Annotated in this window: 18 protein-coding genes; 14 read left to right on the top strand and 4 right to left on the bottom strand. The window is 52.6% G+C overall.

Annotated elements, in window-relative coordinates; genetic code table 11:
* Nucleotides 1–133 precede the first annotated feature (133 nt).
* Together MKY74_RS02690 and MKY74_RS02685 are read left to right on the top strand one after the other, a co-directional pair.
* Nucleotides 134–868: a WD40/YVTN/BNR-like repeat-containing protein gene (locus MKY74_RS02690; protein ID WP_076173104.1), complete on the top strand. Its 735-nt coding sequence runs from the start codon at nt 134–136 to the stop codon at nt 866–868.
* Nucleotides 869–1,423: 555 nt separating this feature from the next.
* Nucleotides 1,424–2,815 carry an MATE family efflux transporter gene (locus MKY74_RS02685; protein WP_076173102.1) on the top strand — a complete coding sequence of 464 codons (1,392 nt, stop codon included), beginning with the start codon at nt 1,424–1,426 and terminating at the stop codon, nt 2,813–2,815.
* A 111-nt stretch (nt 2,816–2,926) separates the two neighbouring features.
* On the opposite strand, the gene MKY74_RS02680 is transcribed toward MKY74_RS02685, so the two are convergent.
* The 3 genes from MKY74_RS02680 to MKY74_RS02670 all read right to left on the bottom strand — a co-directional run bounded on the left by MKY74_RS02680 (nt 2,927) and on the right by MKY74_RS02670 (nt 6,218).
* Entirely contained in the window at nt 2,927–3,691 is a 765-nt protein-coding gene (locus tag MKY74_RS02680; RefSeq protein WP_076173101.1) for a DeoR/GlpR family DNA-binding transcription regulator, read from the bottom strand.
* A gap of 186 nt (nt 3,692–3,877) precedes the next feature.
* Nucleotides 3,878–4,816 (bottom strand): NADP-dependent oxidoreductase, encoded by a 939-nt coding sequence (locus MKY74_RS02675; protein WP_084204016.1) that lies wholly within the window; start codon nt 4,814–4,816, stop codon nt 3,878–3,880.
* Between the two features lie 19 nt (nt 4,817–4,835).
* A complete protein-coding gene (locus MKY74_RS02670) occupies nt 4,836–6,218 on the bottom strand; it encodes an MFS transporter (RefSeq protein WP_076173100.1) in 1,383 nt (460 codons plus the stop codon).
* Between the two features lie 159 nt (nt 6,219–6,377).
* On the opposite strand from MKY74_RS02670, the gene MKY74_RS02665 reads away from it, so the two are divergent.
* The 11 genes from MKY74_RS02665 (at nt 6,378) to MKY74_RS02615 (ending at nt 16,374) form a co-directional block, all read left to right on the top strand.
* Nucleotides 6,378–7,271 carry a LysR family transcriptional regulator gene (locus MKY74_RS02665; RefSeq protein WP_076173099.1) on the top strand — a complete coding sequence of 298 codons (894 nt, stop codon included), beginning with the start codon at nt 6,378–6,380 and terminating at the stop codon, nt 7,269–7,271.
* Nucleotides 7,272–7,487: 216 nt separating this feature from the next.
* Nucleotides 7,488–8,237: an ABC transporter ATP-binding protein gene (locus tag MKY74_RS02660; RefSeq protein ID WP_076173219.1), complete on the top strand. Its 750-nt coding sequence runs from the start codon at nt 7,488–7,490 to the stop codon at nt 8,235–8,237.
* On the top strand, nt 8,230–9,849 hold the full coding sequence (locus MKY74_RS02655; protein WP_076173098.1) for an ABC transporter permease: 1,620 nt from the start codon (nt 8,230–8,232) through the stop codon (nt 9,847–9,849). Before MKY74_RS02660 ends, MKY74_RS02655 begins: the two co-directional genes overlap by 8 nt.
* Nucleotides 9,850–10,145: 296 nt before the next feature.
* Nucleotides 10,146–11,144, top strand: coding sequence for an extracellular solute-binding protein (locus tag MKY74_RS02650; RefSeq protein WP_076173097.1), 999 nt, complete (start codon nt 10,146–10,148; stop codon nt 11,142–11,144).
* 54 nt (nt 11,145–11,198) lie between these two features.
* Nucleotides 11,199–12,296, top strand: coding sequence for a 2-aminoethylphosphonate--pyruvate transaminase (gene phnW / locus MKY74_RS02645; protein ID WP_076173096.1), 1,098 nt, complete (start codon nt 11,199–11,201; stop codon nt 12,294–12,296).
* Nucleotides 12,293–13,132 carry a phosphonoacetaldehyde hydrolase gene (gene phnX / locus MKY74_RS02640; protein WP_076173095.1) on the top strand — a complete coding sequence of 280 codons (840 nt, stop codon included), beginning with the start codon at nt 12,293–12,295 and terminating at the stop codon, nt 13,130–13,132. The genes phnW and phnX overlap by 4 nt, the downstream gene beginning before the upstream one ends.
* Before the next feature lie 131 nt (nt 13,133–13,263).
* Nucleotides 13,264–13,542, top strand: coding sequence for an ArsR/SmtB family transcription factor (locus MKY74_RS02635; protein WP_076173094.1), 279 nt, complete (start codon nt 13,264–13,266; stop codon nt 13,540–13,542).
* A 58-nt stretch (nt 13,543–13,600) separates the two neighbouring features.
* On the top strand, nt 13,601–13,984 hold the full coding sequence (locus tag MKY74_RS02630) for a VOC family protein (protein ID WP_076173093.1): 384 nt from the start codon (nt 13,601–13,603) through the stop codon (nt 13,982–13,984).
* 101 nt (nt 13,985–14,085) lie between these two features.
* Nucleotides 14,086–14,682, top strand: coding sequence for a LysE family translocator (locus tag MKY74_RS02625; protein WP_076173092.1), 597 nt, complete (start codon nt 14,086–14,088; stop codon nt 14,680–14,682).
* A 7-nt stretch (nt 14,683–14,689) separates the two neighbouring features.
* On the top strand, nt 14,690–15,475 hold the full coding sequence (locus MKY74_RS02620) for an AraC family transcriptional regulator (RefSeq protein WP_076173091.1): 786 nt from the start codon (nt 14,690–14,692) through the stop codon (nt 15,473–15,475).
* A gap of 305 nt (nt 15,476–15,780) precedes the next feature.
* Nucleotides 15,781–16,374, top strand: coding sequence for a YdhK family protein (locus tag MKY74_RS02615; protein WP_076173218.1), 594 nt, complete (start codon nt 15,781–15,783; stop codon nt 16,372–16,374).
* Nucleotides 16,375–16,585: 211 nt separating this feature from the next.
* Here MKY74_RS02615 and MKY74_RS02610 read toward each other — a convergent pair whose 3' ends face one another.
* Nucleotides 16,586–17,662 (bottom strand): LCP family protein, encoded by a 1,077-nt coding sequence (locus MKY74_RS02610; protein WP_076173090.1) that lies wholly within the window; start codon nt 17,660–17,662, stop codon nt 16,586–16,588.
* A 262-nt stretch (nt 17,663–17,924) separates the two neighbouring features.
* On the opposite strand from MKY74_RS02610, the gene MKY74_RS02605 reads away from it, so the two are divergent.
* The gene (locus tag MKY74_RS02605) at nt 17,925–18,263 is read left to right on the top strand and encodes an antibiotic biosynthesis monooxygenase family protein (RefSeq protein ID WP_076173089.1); all 339 of its coding nucleotides are present in this window, start codon (nt 17,925–17,927) and stop codon (nt 18,261–18,263) included.
* Nucleotides 18,264–18,448 lie beyond the last annotated feature (185 nt).

Here is an 18,448-nt window from a genome sequence, read left to right as displayed (position 1 = left end):
GGACGGCGGCTCAGGCTGCCGAGATCGTTCTCGACAGCCTGAATAAGTAATAGCGGCACTTGTTTTATTGTTGAGAGAAACAATCCGGGTATACTTGGCATCTATATAGTAAAACCGGATTGGGGTGTTCTTAATGAGGCGATCTGTTTATTTTATCTCAATCGTCATGCTATCTCTAATTTTTACAGGGTGTTCGGGTAACTCCAACGTTAAAGAGAATGCGAATACTCCTTCCACGTTTTTTATTTCGGAAAAAACGAATTCTCAGGGCCAAGATCCCCAGTCAACAAAAGAAGAAACTGCCATTACGGGAAACATAACTTGGAAGGCTCAGTATGAACCCATCGGAACGTTTGCAGTAAACATGGTTTTATCTCAATCCACAGATCAAGGTAAAACGTGGACTATCGTGACAAGCAGTGACCAGGAAGGCAGCACAATACCTGGCGGGGCAGAGTCCTTCACATTTACCGATGCAAATACCGGCTGGATTGTAACGAACACACCGGCTGAAGGGAAGGTTGGGGCTTATAAGTCAATCGATGGAGGTAAGTCGTGGTTCGATCTTAGCCTGCCTGTTCCAGGCCAGTTAAAAAGCTCAAACATAAAGGCCGTTCTCCCTTACTTTTTGAATAAAGACATATGTGTTATGATGACAACTCAAACGGACGAATCAGCAGAATCATCGAAAGGCCTATTCTACGTTTCTATGGATGGTGGAGTTGAGTGGAGCCCTATTTTTAATCAAAGAGAAGGAACGGTCAAAAGCCTACACTGGAGTAGAGATGAAAACAACAACTACAGTTTTTTCATGGGTAAAGGAAAGTGGGAGTTTACAGGATCTCAATGGTTAAGAAACAGCAAATAGCCGGTTAGTCGTTCTATTTAGCGTACATAAGTGCTGTAGTGCCGCTGGAGACAGCGGCTTTTTTGCGTTTATAGCTGTGGTCGGGGTTACCGCCGTTACTTCGTTGTATTTCGGCGTTTGAACTCTTTTATGATGAAGTTTTTTGCGGAGACGATCAGCATTTCAGGGATGAGAACGCACCCGATATATAGCAGGATGATGAACGGAAGGGAGGCCGTGAAAATAGCGAAGGTTTGTTCTTCCATTGGTGCTCTGATGACCAACCATAGAGGAATTGCGATCACCCAGTTTAAAAACACAGAAATTAACCGTTGACAGGGGCCACCCCCGGTGATAACCTCAACCAGAGGAAAAAAGCCAACCTGCTATACGATATGTAAGATTGATTAACGCGGCAGACCTTTGAGGAGCCGTTTTTTCATGACGTTATGTCCTTTGTGGACCCATAGATCCGCATACCTGGCAAGCCGACTCTTCTTTCCGAAGGGTTTTTTCATTTTATAAAAACGTGGGCATACTGCCAGATGCCTAATCCGACAAAAAGAAAGTGATCCCTTGTATCAGCTAAAGTTTAAGGCGAACACCGAGCGCCTGCTAGACAAACATCTTACCGGTGAGTCGATCGATTACCGGCAGATTATTTCCCTGTTCATTCCGATTCTGATCGACCAGGCGTTTATTATTTCGCTGAACATGGTCAACGCTGCCATGATCAGTTCGGCCGGAGTCGCCGCCATCAGTGCCGTCAATATGGTCGACTCGCTTAATATTTTTTTGGTCAGCGTCTTTATCGCCATGTCGACGGGCGGAACGGTCGTCGTCGCGCAGTATAAGGGCAGCGGCAACGACCTGATGGTTTCCAAAGCGGCGTCCAGCACCGTCTCCGCCTGCGCGATTCTGGCGCTGGCTCTCAGTCTGATCCTGGTCTTGTTCCACCAACCGCTGCTCAGCGTGCTGTTCGGAGCGGCTTCGCCGGAAGTCATGGACAATGCCAAAGTATATCTGCTCGGAGGCGGCGTGTCTTTTGTGGGGATCGCCATTACTGAAGCGGTGTGCGGGGCGCTGCGCGGGATCGGCAAATCGAGGGCTTCGCTCATGCTGTCCCTGTTCATGAACCTGACCTACGTCGCGCTGAATTTGGTGTTTATTAACCTGCTGCACATGGGCGCGCTTGGCATGACGATCGCGATCAACATTGCCCGGTACCTGGCGGCCGCCTGCGCGCTGTACTTTCTGGTGAAAAGGGACACCGATCTGCATTTCCAGCTCCGGTCCATCGTTCAGGTGAACCTGAAGATGCTCCGCAAAATCTTTTCCATCGGCATCCCGTTTGCAGCGGAGCAGATGTTCTTTAACGGCGGTAAAATGCTGACCCAGATTTTCATCGTCGGCCTTGGCACATATGCCATCGCCACCAATGCGATCAGCGGGTCGCTGGCAGGCGTCTCCCAAATTCCGGCGAACGCGCTCTCGCTCACGCTGGTGACGGTAGTGGGGCAGTGCATCGGTCGGAGAAACGTGGAGGACGCGCGCAAGTTCACCAAGACGTTCCTGTGGCTGGCGTCCTTCTCCTTCGTGCTGACGGGTGTGATCATGATGGCCTTGTTCCATCCGCTGGTCAGCCTGTTCCACCCGCCGAAAGAGATCGTCGGGGACATCTTCACGGTCCTGCTCATCAACCTGATCGCGCAAGTACCGCTTTGGGCTATCAGCTTTATTATGCCATCGGCGCTGCGGGCCGCGGGGGACTCCAAGTTCACCTCGCTGGTCTCCATGCTGTCGATGTGGCTGTTCCGGGTCATCCTGGGCTATGTGCTCGGCATTGTGCTGCATTGGGGAATCGTCGGCGTCTGGCTGGCGATGAACTGTGAGTGGGGCGTGCGCGGCACCGTCTTCCTGCTGCGTTTCATGGGCAAGAAGTGGTATCAGCACCGCTTGATCGATTGAATATATACGATATCCATTCCGAATTTTACGATAAAAATAGGACTTTCCCCGGCTTGCCAGCCGATCAGGGAAAGTCCTTTTGCGTTAGGCGGTTGCTCCGTTATTCGGCCGCTATTCGTCCGCAATAATAAGCTTCGTCTGCGTCTTTTTAAATTTGGCGGCATAGCTGCGGTCCACCAGGTTGTCTGTCACGATCGCATCGATTTTGTCCAGCGGCGCGATCGCAATGGTGACATCCCGGCCGAATTTGCTGCTGTCGGCGGCGACAAAAACCTCTTTGGACAGCTCGATCATCTTTTTGCGCGTGGTCGCTTCCTCCAGGTTGTAGTCGGAAATTCCCCGTTCGGTTGTGATGCCGCTGCAGCAAATAAACGCCTTGAGGACGTTCAGTTCATGAAAGTTGAAAATATACTCAAACGTTACGACCGACTGCTCGTCCTTACGGATTTTTCCCCCGATGATCATCAGTTCGATGTCGGTGTTCATCAGCTCGGTAATGACCGGGATGGAGTTGGTAATGACCGTCAACTTCTTCTTGTCCTTGATGTATTTGGCAATATGGTATGTCGTCGAGCCGCTGTCGATATAAATACAATCCCCGTCCTGAATGTATTCGCAGCATTTCCGGGCGATGGTTTCCTTCTCCTCCAGCCGGTCGATCATGCGCTCATCCATGGAAGGCTCGCCATACTTGGGCTCGGCCAGCTTGATGCCGCCATAGATTTTGACGATTTTCCCCTGATTGGCCAGCACATTGATGTCCCTGCGCAGCGTGTCCACGGAGATGCCCAGTTCTTCGGTCAGCTCGTTCATCTTCAGCACCTTGCGGACGTTCAGCAGATCGATGATTTTCTTTTGTCGCTCTAATGGCAGCATGTTTTTCACCTGTATTTATGACGTGGAAGCCTAGATATTCAAGTTAAGTCAATACCAGTGTACTGATTACACCTTGCAACTTCAATACCGTTTATACCTTGGAGCCACAGGTTTCTGTTGAGCATCCTGCCCGAAACTGCATGGTCTTGCTCCAGCTAAAAAAGGCCGTTGCCGGCCCTTCTGAATTCAATCCGCGACCCGAAGCACGATTCGTCCCCGTCCATGGCCGGTTTGGCATAGCTCGTGAGCCTGCCTGATCTCATGCAGTGGAAATTCCCTTCCGACCGGTGCCTTTATTTGTCCGTCCGCGATCAACTGTCCTATTTGCTGGAAAACGGTATCGGGTGCGAGCTCATTGCTGAACCGCGCAGTAATGCCCAATTGCTGAGCCCGCTCCGTGGAGGGGACGTCTACAAGCGAGAGCAAGGTTCCCCCGCGTTTCACGATGGACCAGGAGCGCTCCAGCGTGTCACTGCCAACCCCGTCCAGAACCAAGTCCACGTCGTGCACTCTGTCCTCAAATCGGGTTGTTCGATAATCGATGACGGTGTCGGCACCCAGCGATTTGACGTAATCAATGTGGTCCCCCGAACATGTGCCGATGACTTCGGCGCCTTTCCATTTGGCCAATTGAACGGCATACGACCCGACCCCTCCGGCCGCCGCATGAACCAGAACACGCTGGCCTGGCTGCAAATGGCCATGAGCGAACAGCGCCATCCATGCCGTGGTAGCACCTCCTGAGATGGTGGCTGCTTCGCGGAAGGAGAGATTTGGCGGCAAGCTTGCGAGGGTATCCACCGTTGTTGTGACGAACTCCGCGCATGCGCCTTGACTGGCTCTGCCGAATACCGCCTGACCTTTCCGAAATTTCGATACACGGGAACCGACATCGGCGACGACTCCCGCTACAGCTGAACCCGAGATGAAAGGAAGCTGCAGCGGGACATGCTCCTTCATCAGTCCTTGACGATACGCCCAATCCACAGGCAGTACGCCGACGGCATGAACATGAATCAAAACTTCCTCCGGTTTAGGAACCGGTACAGGCAGTTGTTCCAGTCTCAGCTCCTCCGGTCCTCCATACTGGTGAATACGAACAGCTTGCATCAGGTTTGAAGTCATTCTTCCATCTCCTTCGAAATCATTTTTGTGTGCTGGATATTGAGGATCCAATGGTTTTACGGGCTCGCATCAGAATAGAATAAAGTGCGACAACCACGACCAGGACGGTGAACAGCAGGGAAAACGCGTTGCTGTAGCTCATCGCTTGCTCGTGATAGAGCAGCGGATTCAGCTGAACGGGTGCTCCCCAATCAAGTACTTTGCCGATCAAAGAAGTAGAGACCGCTCCGATGATGAATGTCATCATGGTAAGAAAGCCCATCCCGATACCCATATGCTCCTGTGACAAAGTGAGGGAAACGCTGTTTGACGTAGCTACCTGGATAAAGGTCTGCCCCGTGCTGGCTAGAATCAGGAAGATCCATATATAGGCGGGCGGCATCCCGGGGAATACGGACAAGATGCCAAAGGAAACCAAGAGCGGAGCCGCAGCCAGATAGAAGAGAAAGCCATTTCCCCTTTCATCGGCGAGTTTCCCGCCTGTTCTTCCCAGCAAAGCGGATGCCATGGCTCCCGGAAACATGACAAAACCAATGAATGCGGGTGATACATGGCTTATGTTCGTGAGCAGCTGCGGCATAATGAAGGGCATTCCTGAACTCAGGCTCGCCGCTAACAAAGCAATCCCTACGCCCAGGACATAACGCCGATTATGAAATAAGGCGGGCTGAACAAATGGCTCCTCTGCGGACCGGATGCGAAGGATGAATAGAGCAAAGAAGACGAAGCCGGTACCAAAGAACAGCCATGAACTGTAAGTGATAGCAAGAAGGATTAACGCAATGGTACCTGCGAGCAGAAATCCGCCGATCCAATCCAGCTTGCTCCCTGTCCGCTCCGGTTCTTCCTGCAAATATTTGCGGAATACAGGCAGAACCAGCAGGATGAACAAAGAGAAACAAAAAAGCATACGCCAATGAAGCATACCTGTCACCAGACTAGCCGCTATAGGGCTAATGGCCGTCCCAAGAGCCAGCCCGCTTACCATGGTGCCAATGGCCCGGCCTCTGTTTTCCGGGGGAAAATATTTGGCCGGTATAATCATGGATACGGCGGGGATCACCGCTCCTCCGGCAGCCTGCAGCATCCGTCCAGCCACCATCATCCCGTAATGCTGTGCCAACAGCCCTAAGAGCGAGCCCGTGACCATAAGGATGAAGCCGAAAGTCAGCAAATCCTTCAGCCGGTAACGGTCTGCCAATTTACCGTAGGTCACTGAACCGATCGCATACATGATTCCATAGCCCGTGGTCATCCAGCTCACCTGTGAAGCCGTCAGCATAAATTCCTCGCGAATGGATGTGAGCACCACGTTAAAAATCGTTGCGTTCATGACCGATATGATCAAGGTGAAGTACATGATATGAAGCAGCTTATTGGCCGCATCCTTTTGACCCTCCATCTCCGTAAGTCCCCTTTCCTTTGCGTTCCATCGTGAAGATGGAGATTCATCCACATTATAAAGTTGATAAATGACCGTTAAAAATATAAATTGGTCATAAGTTCATAACTCTAAAGATATAAACTTGATTCGGTCCATCAGAATGGAAGGGTGGAATCCATGGAATTATTGCAATTGAAGTATTTTCAAACCGTCGCCCGGCTGGAACACATGACGAAGGCAGCCGAGGAATTGCATATCGCCCAGCCAGCCCTCAGCAAAACGATCGCCCGGCTGGAGCAGGATATAGGAGTTCCGCTATTTGACCGCCACAAACAAAAAATCCGCCTCAATTCGTATGGCAGATTGTTTTTGCAGCAGGTTGAGCCGGCCCTGACGATGCTGGAAGAGGGGAGACGCCAGGTTGTCGATCAGGCTGGGCTTGAGCAGGGACGTATTGTGTTGGCCACAACGAACCACAAGTGTGACGCGGAGTTTATCAGTTCATTTTTATCGGCGCACCCGAAGGTCAATCTTCGCCTTACCCAAACGACCTCGCACGAGGAGAAGATCGAGCTCCTTCTTGACGGCGAACTGGACTTTTGCATTACTTCACTGCCGATTGAACATGAGGAGATCGAAAGTATTGAATTTTTGCGGGAGGAGATTTTTCTGGCAGTACCCTCCGGGCATCCTTTATCGAATCGCACCCGTATCTGCTTAAGCGAGTTGGCCGGGGAACCCTTTATCGGTTTGGACAGGAAACACAGCTACCGGGTGTTAACCGATCAATTGTGTAAATCGGCGGGTTTTGAACCAAAGATTTCATGCGAGGTGGATGATACGACCGTCATGAGTGCTTTTGTCAAAGCGGGTATGGGGGTTGCCTTATTAACCGAGGCTGCGAAATTAAAAGAACCCTCCCTTGTTCTGCTTCCGATTGAGCAGCCTGTGTGCCAGCGCGCTTTTCTGTTGGCCTGGTCGAGACATCATTACCTATCCAAAGCGGCTCATACGTTTCGTGATTTCCTGATCCGCTATTATGCGGACTTCACAACAGAATTAGCACAGTAAGCCTTGGTCAAACGCCAAAGCGCCGAATCGGTACTCCAAAGTACTGGTTTGGCGCTTTTTTTACGTATATATGAGAAGCAATGAAGTCGATTTAGGATAAAGTTAGTCAAAATATAAGAACAACATATGCATAATTTACTTCGGTTTTACACAATGGACGATTTGGATTGACATTCGCTTTTTATACTGGGGTTGTGTTTATGGGAGGTGAGCCGTCTGCTCAAGCTGCAGCATATTCGTAAACAATTCGACGAAAAGGTAGTTTTGGAAGACATCAGTCTCGAGATCGGCACGGGCGAAATTGTATCGCTCCTCGGTCCGAGTGGAAGCGGGAAGACGACCCTTCTCGGCATTATTCTCGGGTTAACCGATATGGATCAAGGCGAGATCCTGTTTAATGGCAACGACATCAGCCGGGTGCCTATGAACAAGCGCGGATTCAATATCGTGTTTCAGGATTATGCCCTGTTCCCGAATTTGAACGCTTACGACAATATCGTATACGGGCTTCGCAACAAGAAGGGCATCAGCAAGGAGGAGGTTCAGGAAACGATCGATTTTCTGGAGCTCGGGCCCCATCTGAAAAAAAGAATCAGCGAGCTGTCCGGGGGCCAGAAGCAGCGGGTGGCTTTGGCCCGAACGCTGGTCACCAAGCCGAAAATCCTGCTGCTGGACGAGCCGCTCAGCGCCCTCGACGGGGTGATCAAGGAATCGATCAAGCAGCGGATTCAGTCGATCGCGCGGGAGTTCAAGCTTACGACGATCATTGTGACTCACGATCCGGAAGAGGCGCTGACCCTGTCGGACAAAATTCTGATTATCAACCAGGGCCAAATCGCCCAATACGGCACGCCGCAGGACATCATCCAGCAGCCGGCGGATGCTTTCGTGGAACAGTTTATTATCCGGCAGCTGCAGATTAAACGGCAGAACATTTACCAGCTTTTTGGTGCGGCCCATGCATAAAGTCAAACCTGAAATGCGGGTGATCTTCATCCTGATCGTGCTGCTGTTCGCCGTGTTTCTGTTCATCCCGCTGGTGGTGCTGCTCATTCGCTCTTTGGAAAATGATCAGGGCTTTACGCTCACAAACTATATCGATGTGTGGAGCAACCGGGACCTGACCCGCTCCATTCTGAACAGCGTCAAAGTATCGGCGCTGACCGCACTCATCACGACGGTGCTCGGCTTTATTCTCGCTTATGGTATTCACTGTACCAACGTGTATCGGCCCATCAAGGGCGCAGTAAGAATATTGGTCGCGCTCCCGATGCTCCTGCCCACGATTACCTACGGATTCGCCATCATGTACTCCTTCGGCAACCAGGGGCTGATCACCCGGATTACGGGACGGAACTGGTTTGAAATTTACGGATTCAACGGACTGCTGCTCGGCTATGTCATTTACACGCTGCCGCCGGCCTTTCTGCTGATCCACAATGCGTTCCGCTACGTGGACCGGAAGTTCATCATCGTGTCCAGGCTGATGGGGGACGGCACGCTGCGCAGCTTCAAAAATACGGTGCTGCGGCCGCTGGCGGGAGCGCTGGGCGGCGCGTTGATCCTGTCGTTTATTTTGAGCTTTACCGATTTCGGGATTCCGGCGTCGGTCGGCGGCACCTACGAGGTCGTTGCAGGACAATTGTACCAGGTGATGCTCGGCTCCATTCCGGATTTCAACCAGGGGGCGGTCGTTGCGATCGTCATGCTGATCCCGGCGGTGTTTGGCATCTGGCTGCTGCAGGCGCTGGAGAAGCTCAATTTCCACGTCGATAAAATGGCCGATACGCCGCTCCCCAAGCACCGCGTACGGGATACGAGCTTCGGGATCCTCTCCCTGGTGGTCGTGTTCGGCATGCTCTCTATCTTTGCGGTGATGTTTATCGCACCGTGGATGAATGGATATCCGTACGATCTCACGTTTACCTTCAAGCATGTGGCGAGTGTGCTGGAATCCGGAGATCTCACAGGGGTGTACAAGCATTCGCTGTGGGTTGCGCTGCTGACGTCCGTCTTCGGCACCCTGGCTGCTTATGCCGCAGCGCTGCTCAATGTGCGTACGAACCTGCGGTGGCGGGGAATCACGGATACCATTTCGATGATCACCAACACGGTGCCGGGCATGGTGCTGGGGATTTCGTACCTGCTGTTTCTGAACGGGAGCAGTCTGAAGGGGACGTTTACGATTCTCGTGCTGTGCAACATCGTCCATCTGTTCACGACGCCATACCTGATGGCCAAAAACGCCCTTTCCCGGATGAACCCGTCCTGGGAAACGACCGGGGAACTGCTCGGGGACAGCTGGCTGAGGACCGTCCGGCGGGTGGTGCTGCCGAATTCGGCCGCCACGGTGGTCGAAATGTTCGGGTACTTCTTCGTCAACGCGATGGTGACGATCAGCGGAATCATCTTTCTGGTATCGGCGCAGACGTCGGTGGTGGCGAGCAAAATCAAGGAACTGCAGCATTTTGCCAAGTTTAATGAAATTTTCGTGCTGTCCATGCTGATCTTCGCAACCAACCTGATGATCAAGGTGCTGTGCGAAGTACTGCAGAGAAGGAGGGCGGTGCGGCGGTGAGCCCGGGGGGTTGACCTTCGCCTAGCGGGATTAACTGCTGGTATTTCACGATTTCTTAGTATAGCTCTAGAAGGTTACATGGCTAGCTATGAGCACACAGACGTTTTTGCGCTGATATTGCTTTCAACTGTTTCCATCATCATTCACTCTTTTCGCCAAGCCCAGCGGAGGGGCCGAAATCGGTTTGGAGAAGCGCAGCGATCGGAAACCCGATTCGGACCCGGAGCGGCCTCAGAAGGCACGCAAGCAGCAAGCTAGCATTACCATCATTTTATTTGAAGCGAGGGAATTTACCCATGTCCAAGTCCAAAACGTTCAAAGGCCTTCTGCTCACCCTGCTGGCCATCAGCCTCGTATTCGCTCTGGTCGGATGCAGCAGCAGTAAAGCGGAGGAATCCAAGAAGGTCGTCATCTACACCAACGGTGATGAAGAAGCGGTAGCCGCCATGGAGACCGCGCTGAAGAATGTCGGCTACGACGGCAAATACGTGCTGCAGTCACTCGGCACTTCCGAGCTCGGCGGAAAGCTGATGGCGGAGGGAAGCGATATCGAGGCCGATCTCATCACGATGAGCTCGTATTTTATCGACAGCTCCCAGAGCAAGTACCACATGTACAAGGACCTGTCTTTTACCACGAACGCCATGGATTCCTATCCGTCCTACTATACGCCGATTCTGGCCAATACCGGATCGATCTTCGTGAATACCGAGGTACTGAAGCAAAAAGGATTGGAGAAGCCGGCATCGATCAAGGATTTGACGAAGCCGGAATACAAAGGCCTGGTATCGATTCCGAACATTATGGACTCCTCCACCGGCTGGCTGCTCGTACAGGCCGTCATCACGCAGTATGGAGAAGAGGAAGGCAAGCAGGTGCTGCACGATCTGATCGCGAACGTCGGCCCGCATCTGGAGAGCTCGGGCTCCGGCCCGATCAAGAAGGTTGAAGCCGGCGAAGTTGCCGCAGGCTTCGGACTGCGCCACCAGGCGGTCAAAGCCAAGGCTTCGGGCGCGCCGATCGACTATGTCGACCCGTCGGAAGGCAACTTCTCGCTGACCGAATCGATCGCGGTCGTCGATAAGAAGAACGCCACGACCGACCTCGCCATGAAAATGGCCGAGACGATCATCAAGGATGCGCGCAAGGACCTGATCACGAACTATCCGGTCGCCCTCTACCAAGGGGAGACGGTGGAAGACATCAACAAGCCGGCCAAATCGATGAAGTTCGCCAAACCGCTGACAGTGGAGCTCCTTGAGGAGCACCAGAAGTTTTTTAACGATGCCAAATAACATATGACGACGACCCAAGAATGAACCCAATACACCGCAGGGAGTGACTTACCCATGAACCAATACAAGCTGTTAACCCCCGGGCCGCTGACCACGACCCGTACGGTGAAAGAGGAAATGCTCCTGGACCGCTGCACCTGGGACGATGACTATAAATCGATCACGCAGCGGATCCGGTCCCAATTGCTCGGCATCGCCGGCGCCGATCCCGCGGAATACACCGCCGTGCTGATGCAGGGAAGCGGCACGTTTGCGGTCGAATCGGTCATGACCTCGGCCCTTTCCGACCAGGATAAGGTGCTGATCATCACGAATGGCGCCTACGGCGAGCGGATCGTCCAGATGGCGCGGTATATCGGCTTGAACTATGCGGAATATCGCATCGACTATGACCGGCATCCCGACGAATCGGAGCTTCGCGGCTTGCTTGAAGCCGATCCTTCCATTACCCATATCGCGATGGTTCACTGCGAGACGACGACGGGCATATTAAATCCGCTCGAAACCGTATCTGCGCTGTCCCAAGCCTACGGCAAAACGCTGATCATCGACGCCATGAGCAGCTTCGGCGGCATCGCCATCGATGTGCCAGGCCTCGGAATCGACTATTTGATCAGCAGCGCCAATAAATGCATTCAAGGCGTACCCGGCTTCGGGTTTGTCATTGCCAGACTGGAGAAGCTGAAGGAACTCCAAGGCACGGCGCGCAGCCTATCGCTGGATCTCTATGACCAATGGAAGGGCATGGACAAGGACGGCAAATGGCGGTTTACCTCGCCCACCCATGTCGTGGCGGCCTTTGCGAAGGCGCTTGACGAGCTGGCGGAGGAGGGCGGCGTAACGTCCCGGTTTGAACGCTACCGCCGGAACAACCGATTGCTGCGAGACCGGCTGGCCGGCATCGGGCTGTACGCCTATATCGAGGAAGCGAAGCAGTCGCCGATCATTACGACGTTTTTGTTCCCTGAGGGGCAGCATTTCAGCTTTGCCGACTTTTACGCCTATGTGAAAGAAAGGGGCTTCGTCATCTACCCCGGCAAGCTGACGGACGTCGATACATTCCGCATCGGTAACATCGGGGAGATCTATGAGGAAGACATCGAGCAGTTGTGCGGTATAATCGAGGAATATATGGGAGGGATGAAGCGATGAACCGGATCGAGGGCGTGATTTTGGATTGGGCCGGAACGGCCGTGGACTTCGGCTGCTTTGCGCCGGTGAACGTATTTGTCGATATTTTCAACCAAGCTGGCATTGAGGTTACGATGGAGGAAGCCAGAGCACCGATGGGCATGCTCAAAATCGACCACATCCGCGCCATGCTGTCTATGCCGAGGATTTCTACTCTCTGGAAGGACAAGTACGGACGGGATTTCAGCGAAGAGGATGTGCACCGACTGTACGCCGCGTTTGAGCCTGCGCTGATGGCCTCCCTGACCGAATATACGGATCCGATACCCGGCGTGATCGAGGCGGTGGAAGCGCTGCGGGCGGACGGACTGAAGATCGGCTCCACTACAGGGTATACACGTTCCATGATGGACGTCGTCACTCAGGGCGCACGGGAAAAGGGGTATTCTCCCGACCATCTCGTCACCCCCGACGAAACGGGATCTTACGGGAGACCGTATCCGTACATGATTTACCGCAACATGGAGCATCTAAAGCTGTCCGCATCCTGGAAGGTGGTCAAGGCCGGCGATACGGCCTCCGATATCCAGGAAGGCATACAGGCCGGTGTATGGTCGATCGGCGTCGTCATCGGCAGCTCGGAGATGGGCTTAAGCCAGGAGGAATACGACCGCTTGTCCGCGGCCGAGCGGGCCGAGGCGATTGAGCGCACGAGACGGGCGTTCCTGGCGAACGGGGCCGATTTTACGATCGATACGCTGGCCGAGCTGCCGGCCCTCATCGGAACGATCAACCAGATGTTGGCCAAAGGCGAACGTCCCGGCCAAGCACAGCGGCTGCAGACCGCAGAGCTGTAATAGCATACAGTGCAGCTGTTATCTAACCGCGCTTCGGCGCGGTTTTTATATTGGCTTGCCCTGTTGAGTTCATGCAACCTCACAGTTGCTTATTGTTGACATGCAACCTCGGGGTTGCTTATAATGGGTTTATGAATTGGGACAAAGACGCTATATTCAAAGCTCTTGCCGACCCGACTCGACGGCTTATGTTAGACGAGCTATCCGAGCGTAACGAGCTGACGTTGTATGAACTTACGGTACGTCTCATTATGAAGCATGAGCTCTCCATTTCGCGGCAGGCGATTGCCAAACATCTTGCTGCATTGGAAGAGGCAGGGCTCGTCATGACAGAAAAGAAGGGAAAATATCGAGTCATTATTTTCAACAACGAGCCGCTTAAACATTTGCTGGAGGGATGGGTAGAGTAATGTAAAGGTGCCGATTGTAACGAGAGCACCCACACCAATTTCAAAGGAGGCACAAAGGATGAAAATCGTTGTGACCAGTATATTTGTATCAGACCAGGACCGGGCACTTCAGTTTTATTCAGAAAAGCTGGGGTTTGTTAAAAAGGAGGACGTTCCCGTCGGTGAATACAGGTGGATCACGCTTGTCTCTCCGGACGAGCAGAACGGCACCGAGCTCTTGCTCGAACCGAATAACCATCCTGCTGCCAAGGAGTATCAAACGAAGATATTTGCTGATGGCATCCCGGCAGCGATGTTTGGTGTGGAGGATATTCATACCGAGTATAAGCGGCTGTTGGAAAACGGAGTGAAGTTTACGATGGAGCCGACCCCAATGGGCGATCTTACGATAGCCGTCTTCGACGATACATGCGGCAACCTGATTCAGATTGTGCAGAAGTAAAACAGGAGAGCGGCTGAAGAAGCCCCTGCAATAATGTACTATCCGCCTGCCGGCCCCGCACCCTATAATGCTAAAAAACGACGGTGTGAGGAGTATCCAACATGAACATTGCTTCTTTTCTGCTGTACTGTGTCATTGTTACCTTTACGCCGGGGCCATCGAATATCGTCATTTTGGCGGCGGTCCGGCAGAAGGGCTTCAGGCAGGCGGCCAAATATATTGCCGGGGCTTCTATCGCTTACTCTTTGCTGGTGGCCGCTTCGGTCGTGGTGAACCGGGAGCTGGCTACGGGGATGCCCGTCGTTCTTACGGTACTAAGGATCGCCGGCAGCTTGTTTATTCTGTACCTGGCATACCAGATTTACCGCATGGACGTGTCCAAGGCGGCGGCCAAGCAGACGGCGTCATTTATGTCGGGATTTTGGATGCAGTTTCTGAACCCGAAGGTGGTGCTGTTCACCATTACCGTCATTCCCATTTACGTCATGCCCTATTATTCTTCAGGTTGGGTCTTGGCCCTTTTTGTGGGATTGGTCTCGCTGATTGGCGTTGCCGCCTATTTTTCCTGGGGGCTGTTCGGCACGCTGCTCAAGGGTATTCTGCAAAAATACCAAAAAATCTCGAATATCGTTTTCGCCCTGCTTCTGGTATACTCGGCCGTAATGGTATCCGGGATCACAGATATCGCGAGGGGGTGAGCGGAGGATGGAACGGTTCGAGTATAAGCAGGCGGCGGGCATTACCGCGCTGTCGGCGAGCATTGCCGATTTTACGTATAAAAAGCACTGCCACGAGGAGTACGCGCTCGGCGTCACCCTCCGCGGCGTTCAGCAGTACGACCTGGAAGGGAGCCTGCAGTCCTCCCACCGCAGCGGTGTGATGCTGTTTCATCCTGAGCAGACGCATGACGGCTGGTCGCAGGAACGCTCCGGCATCGATTATGTCATGCTGTACATTCACCCGGATCAATTCCTGGAGGCTTTGGGGAAAAAGGAAGTGCTCCGCTTTTCCGACCCGATCGTGTACGACGCGGGGCTGCGGCGCAGCATTCTCGATCTGTCCACCGCCATTGCCGGCGGCCAATCCGAGGATGTATGCAGCGAGCTGCTGTTTCGGGTTGCAGGCCACTTTTCGCAGGACATTTTGCGGCCGATGGACATCAAGGCCCCGTCGTTCACCCGCAAAGCCAAGGAGCGGATCCACGAGAACCTGGAGCATGTGCTTCGCCTGGACGAAATCAGTGGAGAGTTCGGGATGTCCAAATACCAGTTCATCCGGGCATTTAAGGCCAATACCGGGCTCTCACCCTACCAGTACTTCCTGAACTGCCGTCTGGAGCGGGCCCGGCAGCTGATTGAAAAGCACCGGGACATTTACCTGGCGGTGAGCAGCTGCGGGTTTGTGGATCTGGCCCATTTGAACCGCCATTACAAGCATGTGTACGGCACGACGGCATTCGAGTTTTTGTCTTACTTGGAGGGGAAGCTCTGACCTCGTTAGATTCGTTCTAATAAGTTCGTTATACGGCATGTCATCCGAAAGGATGGCATGCTTTTTTGCGTTTTGCGTTGGGGACACCGGACTGGCTCCCGGATAGTGGCCCTGTCTGAAAGGAAGGTTCTTTCGTCATTTCCCATGGATCTTCGGATTGAACGGCTGCTTATTGGAGCGGAGTTTTTAAAAGAAAACGTTATGGGCACAATGGATGTCATGCAATGTTCATGATTATAGTATAGGGTACTAGGGTATATTAAAAGAGGACAGTCATTCTGAAGACGAAAAGGAGTGCTGACATGATGAAAAAACAATGGCTTATGCTCATCGCCGCGGCCATGCTGGTGCTTGGAGGGTGCCAAAATAATGACTCCGCGTCGGAGCCGGCATCCGTGACCCCGTCGCAGCACGAGCAGGCAGCGGATGATTCGGACAAGAACATGGACCAGATGGACGAGATGCATCATTCCGGTTCCGGGGAAGTTCCCGCAGGGGTGAAAGAAGCGGCGAATCCGGCTTTCAAAGTTGGAAGCCAAGCGATCATCGAGGCCGGCCACATGAAAGGGATGAAGGGCGCCAAGGCTACCATTGTCGGTGCCTATGACACAACGGCCTATGCTGTCTCCTACACGCCGACAACCGGCGGGCCCAAGGTGACGAACCACAAGTGGGTAATTCACGAGGAGATCGAGAACGCCGGGGCCGAGCCGTTCAAGCCAGGGGACGAGGTCGTTCTGGAGGCGGACCATATGCCGGGAATGAAGGGCGCCAAAGCGACGATCGATTCCGCCGAGAAAACGACGGTGTATATGGTGGATTATGAGCCAACGACGGGCGGCGATCCGGTCAAAAACCATATGTGGGTTACGGGAAGCGAGCTGTCGGCTGCCAAATAACCGTCCCGAATACCTCCTATACCATCCAGGGCCACAAACAAGTGGCCCTTTGTTATTTTCCAGGCCGATGCTCGTAGAAGAATTTCTATTACGGATTCATCGCCCTCCTCGCAATATTGGATAAGCATCGAAAATAAAAAAGCACCCTCTAAGGGTGCTCACGCAAATTTGGGTCGGATCCCCATCCCTACTTTCCGGAAAGGCTAATGAGTTACTCTCCGGAATATAAGCCGATACGGTTCCCGAGGGTCGACAGCCTCTTCGGCTTTTGGTCCAGCTCACCGGCCAAGACGGTCAGTGCTTCTTTGAGCTGCTGCTCATTCCAATACACATAGGGGCTTTTCCACTGGCCCTCGACGGTCTGCATCTGGATTTGGTCCGGTTTCATTTTTTTGTAATTGAGGAGCCAACGTTCCATGTTCTTCGCGGGAATGTCCGTCTGGACCTGTTCCCCGATAATGTCCAGCACCTGCCCCCATTGGCTGATGCCTTTAAATGAAGTGAGCTTGTCCAGGACCTGGTTCAGCACCTGCTGCTGACGCCGGTTCCGGTCAAAATCCGAAGACGGCGACGATCCGTCGTTGGACTTCCGGTAGCGGACGAAGTCGAGCGCCTGCTTGCCGTCCAGATGCTGCATACCCTTGCGCAGATTGATATCCGTGCCGTCCGCCGTATCTTTGTAGCGCATGTCCATGTCGACGTCAACATCGACGCCGCCGACGGCATCGATGATCTGCCGGAATCCTTCAAAGTTGATCATAACCATGTAATCGACCGGAATGTGGAACAAGTCGCCAAAGAACTCCTTCGTGTCGGCCATGGCCGCCTTTTTGTCCTTGATATAGTAATGGGCGTAATAGTAGTTGGCTTTGTGCGTCCCCAGCTGGGATTGGCTGATTTTTAAATCCCGGGGGATGGATATTAAGCTGGCCGATTTCTTTTCAGGATTCAGCGCCCCCAAAATCATCACGTCGGTATTGATCGTTCCCCCGCTGCCTTCGCGGTTGTCAATTCCGGCGAGCAGAAAAGTCATCGGCTTCATGTCGGCCTCGGTTACGCTTTCAACCGGCGGTTCGCTGACGGCCTCCCCTTGTTCCTGCTGCTGGGACTGGGGTGCGTAATATTCGGCGGCAGCCGATATTTTATGTAAGGTTGATATCGCTTTATGATGCAAAAATCCAAGGAATCCGCCTACTCCGATCAGCAGGAGCGCGATTACAGCCGTGATGCTGAGCATCCACTTGCGGAGCCGGCTCATTTTCTTCTTTTTTTTGGAACGTGGTTGCATAACATCCTCCAATCCTGTTCTATCAAAAAAAGCACTATACATATGTATACTATAATTATTACAAGCGAGCAACTTTACATAGGTTTCATTATACAATGTACAAAACTTAGCGTTGAATACAGGCGGCAATGGACCTTCAACTGAAAGATGATTCGTTCTCTTGACAATCGGCATATTCTGGAATAAGATGGTTCCATAAATGACAGTAAGTACTGACAGTCATGATTAGCTTGGCATTGTTTAAAATAAAGGAGGAATGGAAATGGGAGATGATAAAAAGGGCGGAAAACCGGTCGTGTGGGTCAATGCCTTTCAAGTGAAGCCGGGCAAGCTGGACGAATTCATGCGGATTCAATCTGAGGAGCTGCGTTCTTTTGCAGAACAGGACACCGTAAATGGAGCTCTTGGGAGCCGCCTTCTGCGCGCATCCCATCGGGACCGGGCCATAGCCATTGCATTGTTCGAGAGTGTAGAGGCCCACCAATCCTGGCTTAAACAGGCGGATTTCTCAGTGCATTATGACAAGATCAAGGATCTGATCGAAGGGGCGGAAGGCGATTATTATACGGTTGAGGCCGCCTACGGGGCAACCATTGAGTAAACAAGGCGAGAGCCGGGTGACGGGATGGCTGTGAGTGAGTACCTGTGAATGAAATATACCCTGAATGACAGTAAGTACTTACTGTAACCTATGAATAAACTGCTAATCTATTTATGAGCTACTAATCTATTTATGAGCTACTAATCTATTTATGAGCTACTAATCTATTTTGAATCATGGAAGGG

The organism is Paenibacillus sp. FSL R5-0378 (assembly GCF_038009285.1).
GTDB lineage: Bacteria > Bacillota > Bacilli > Paenibacillales > Paenibacillaceae > Paenibacillus_AQ > Paenibacillus_AQ favisporus.
This window is presented reverse-complemented; position numbering and strand designations above follow the sequence as displayed.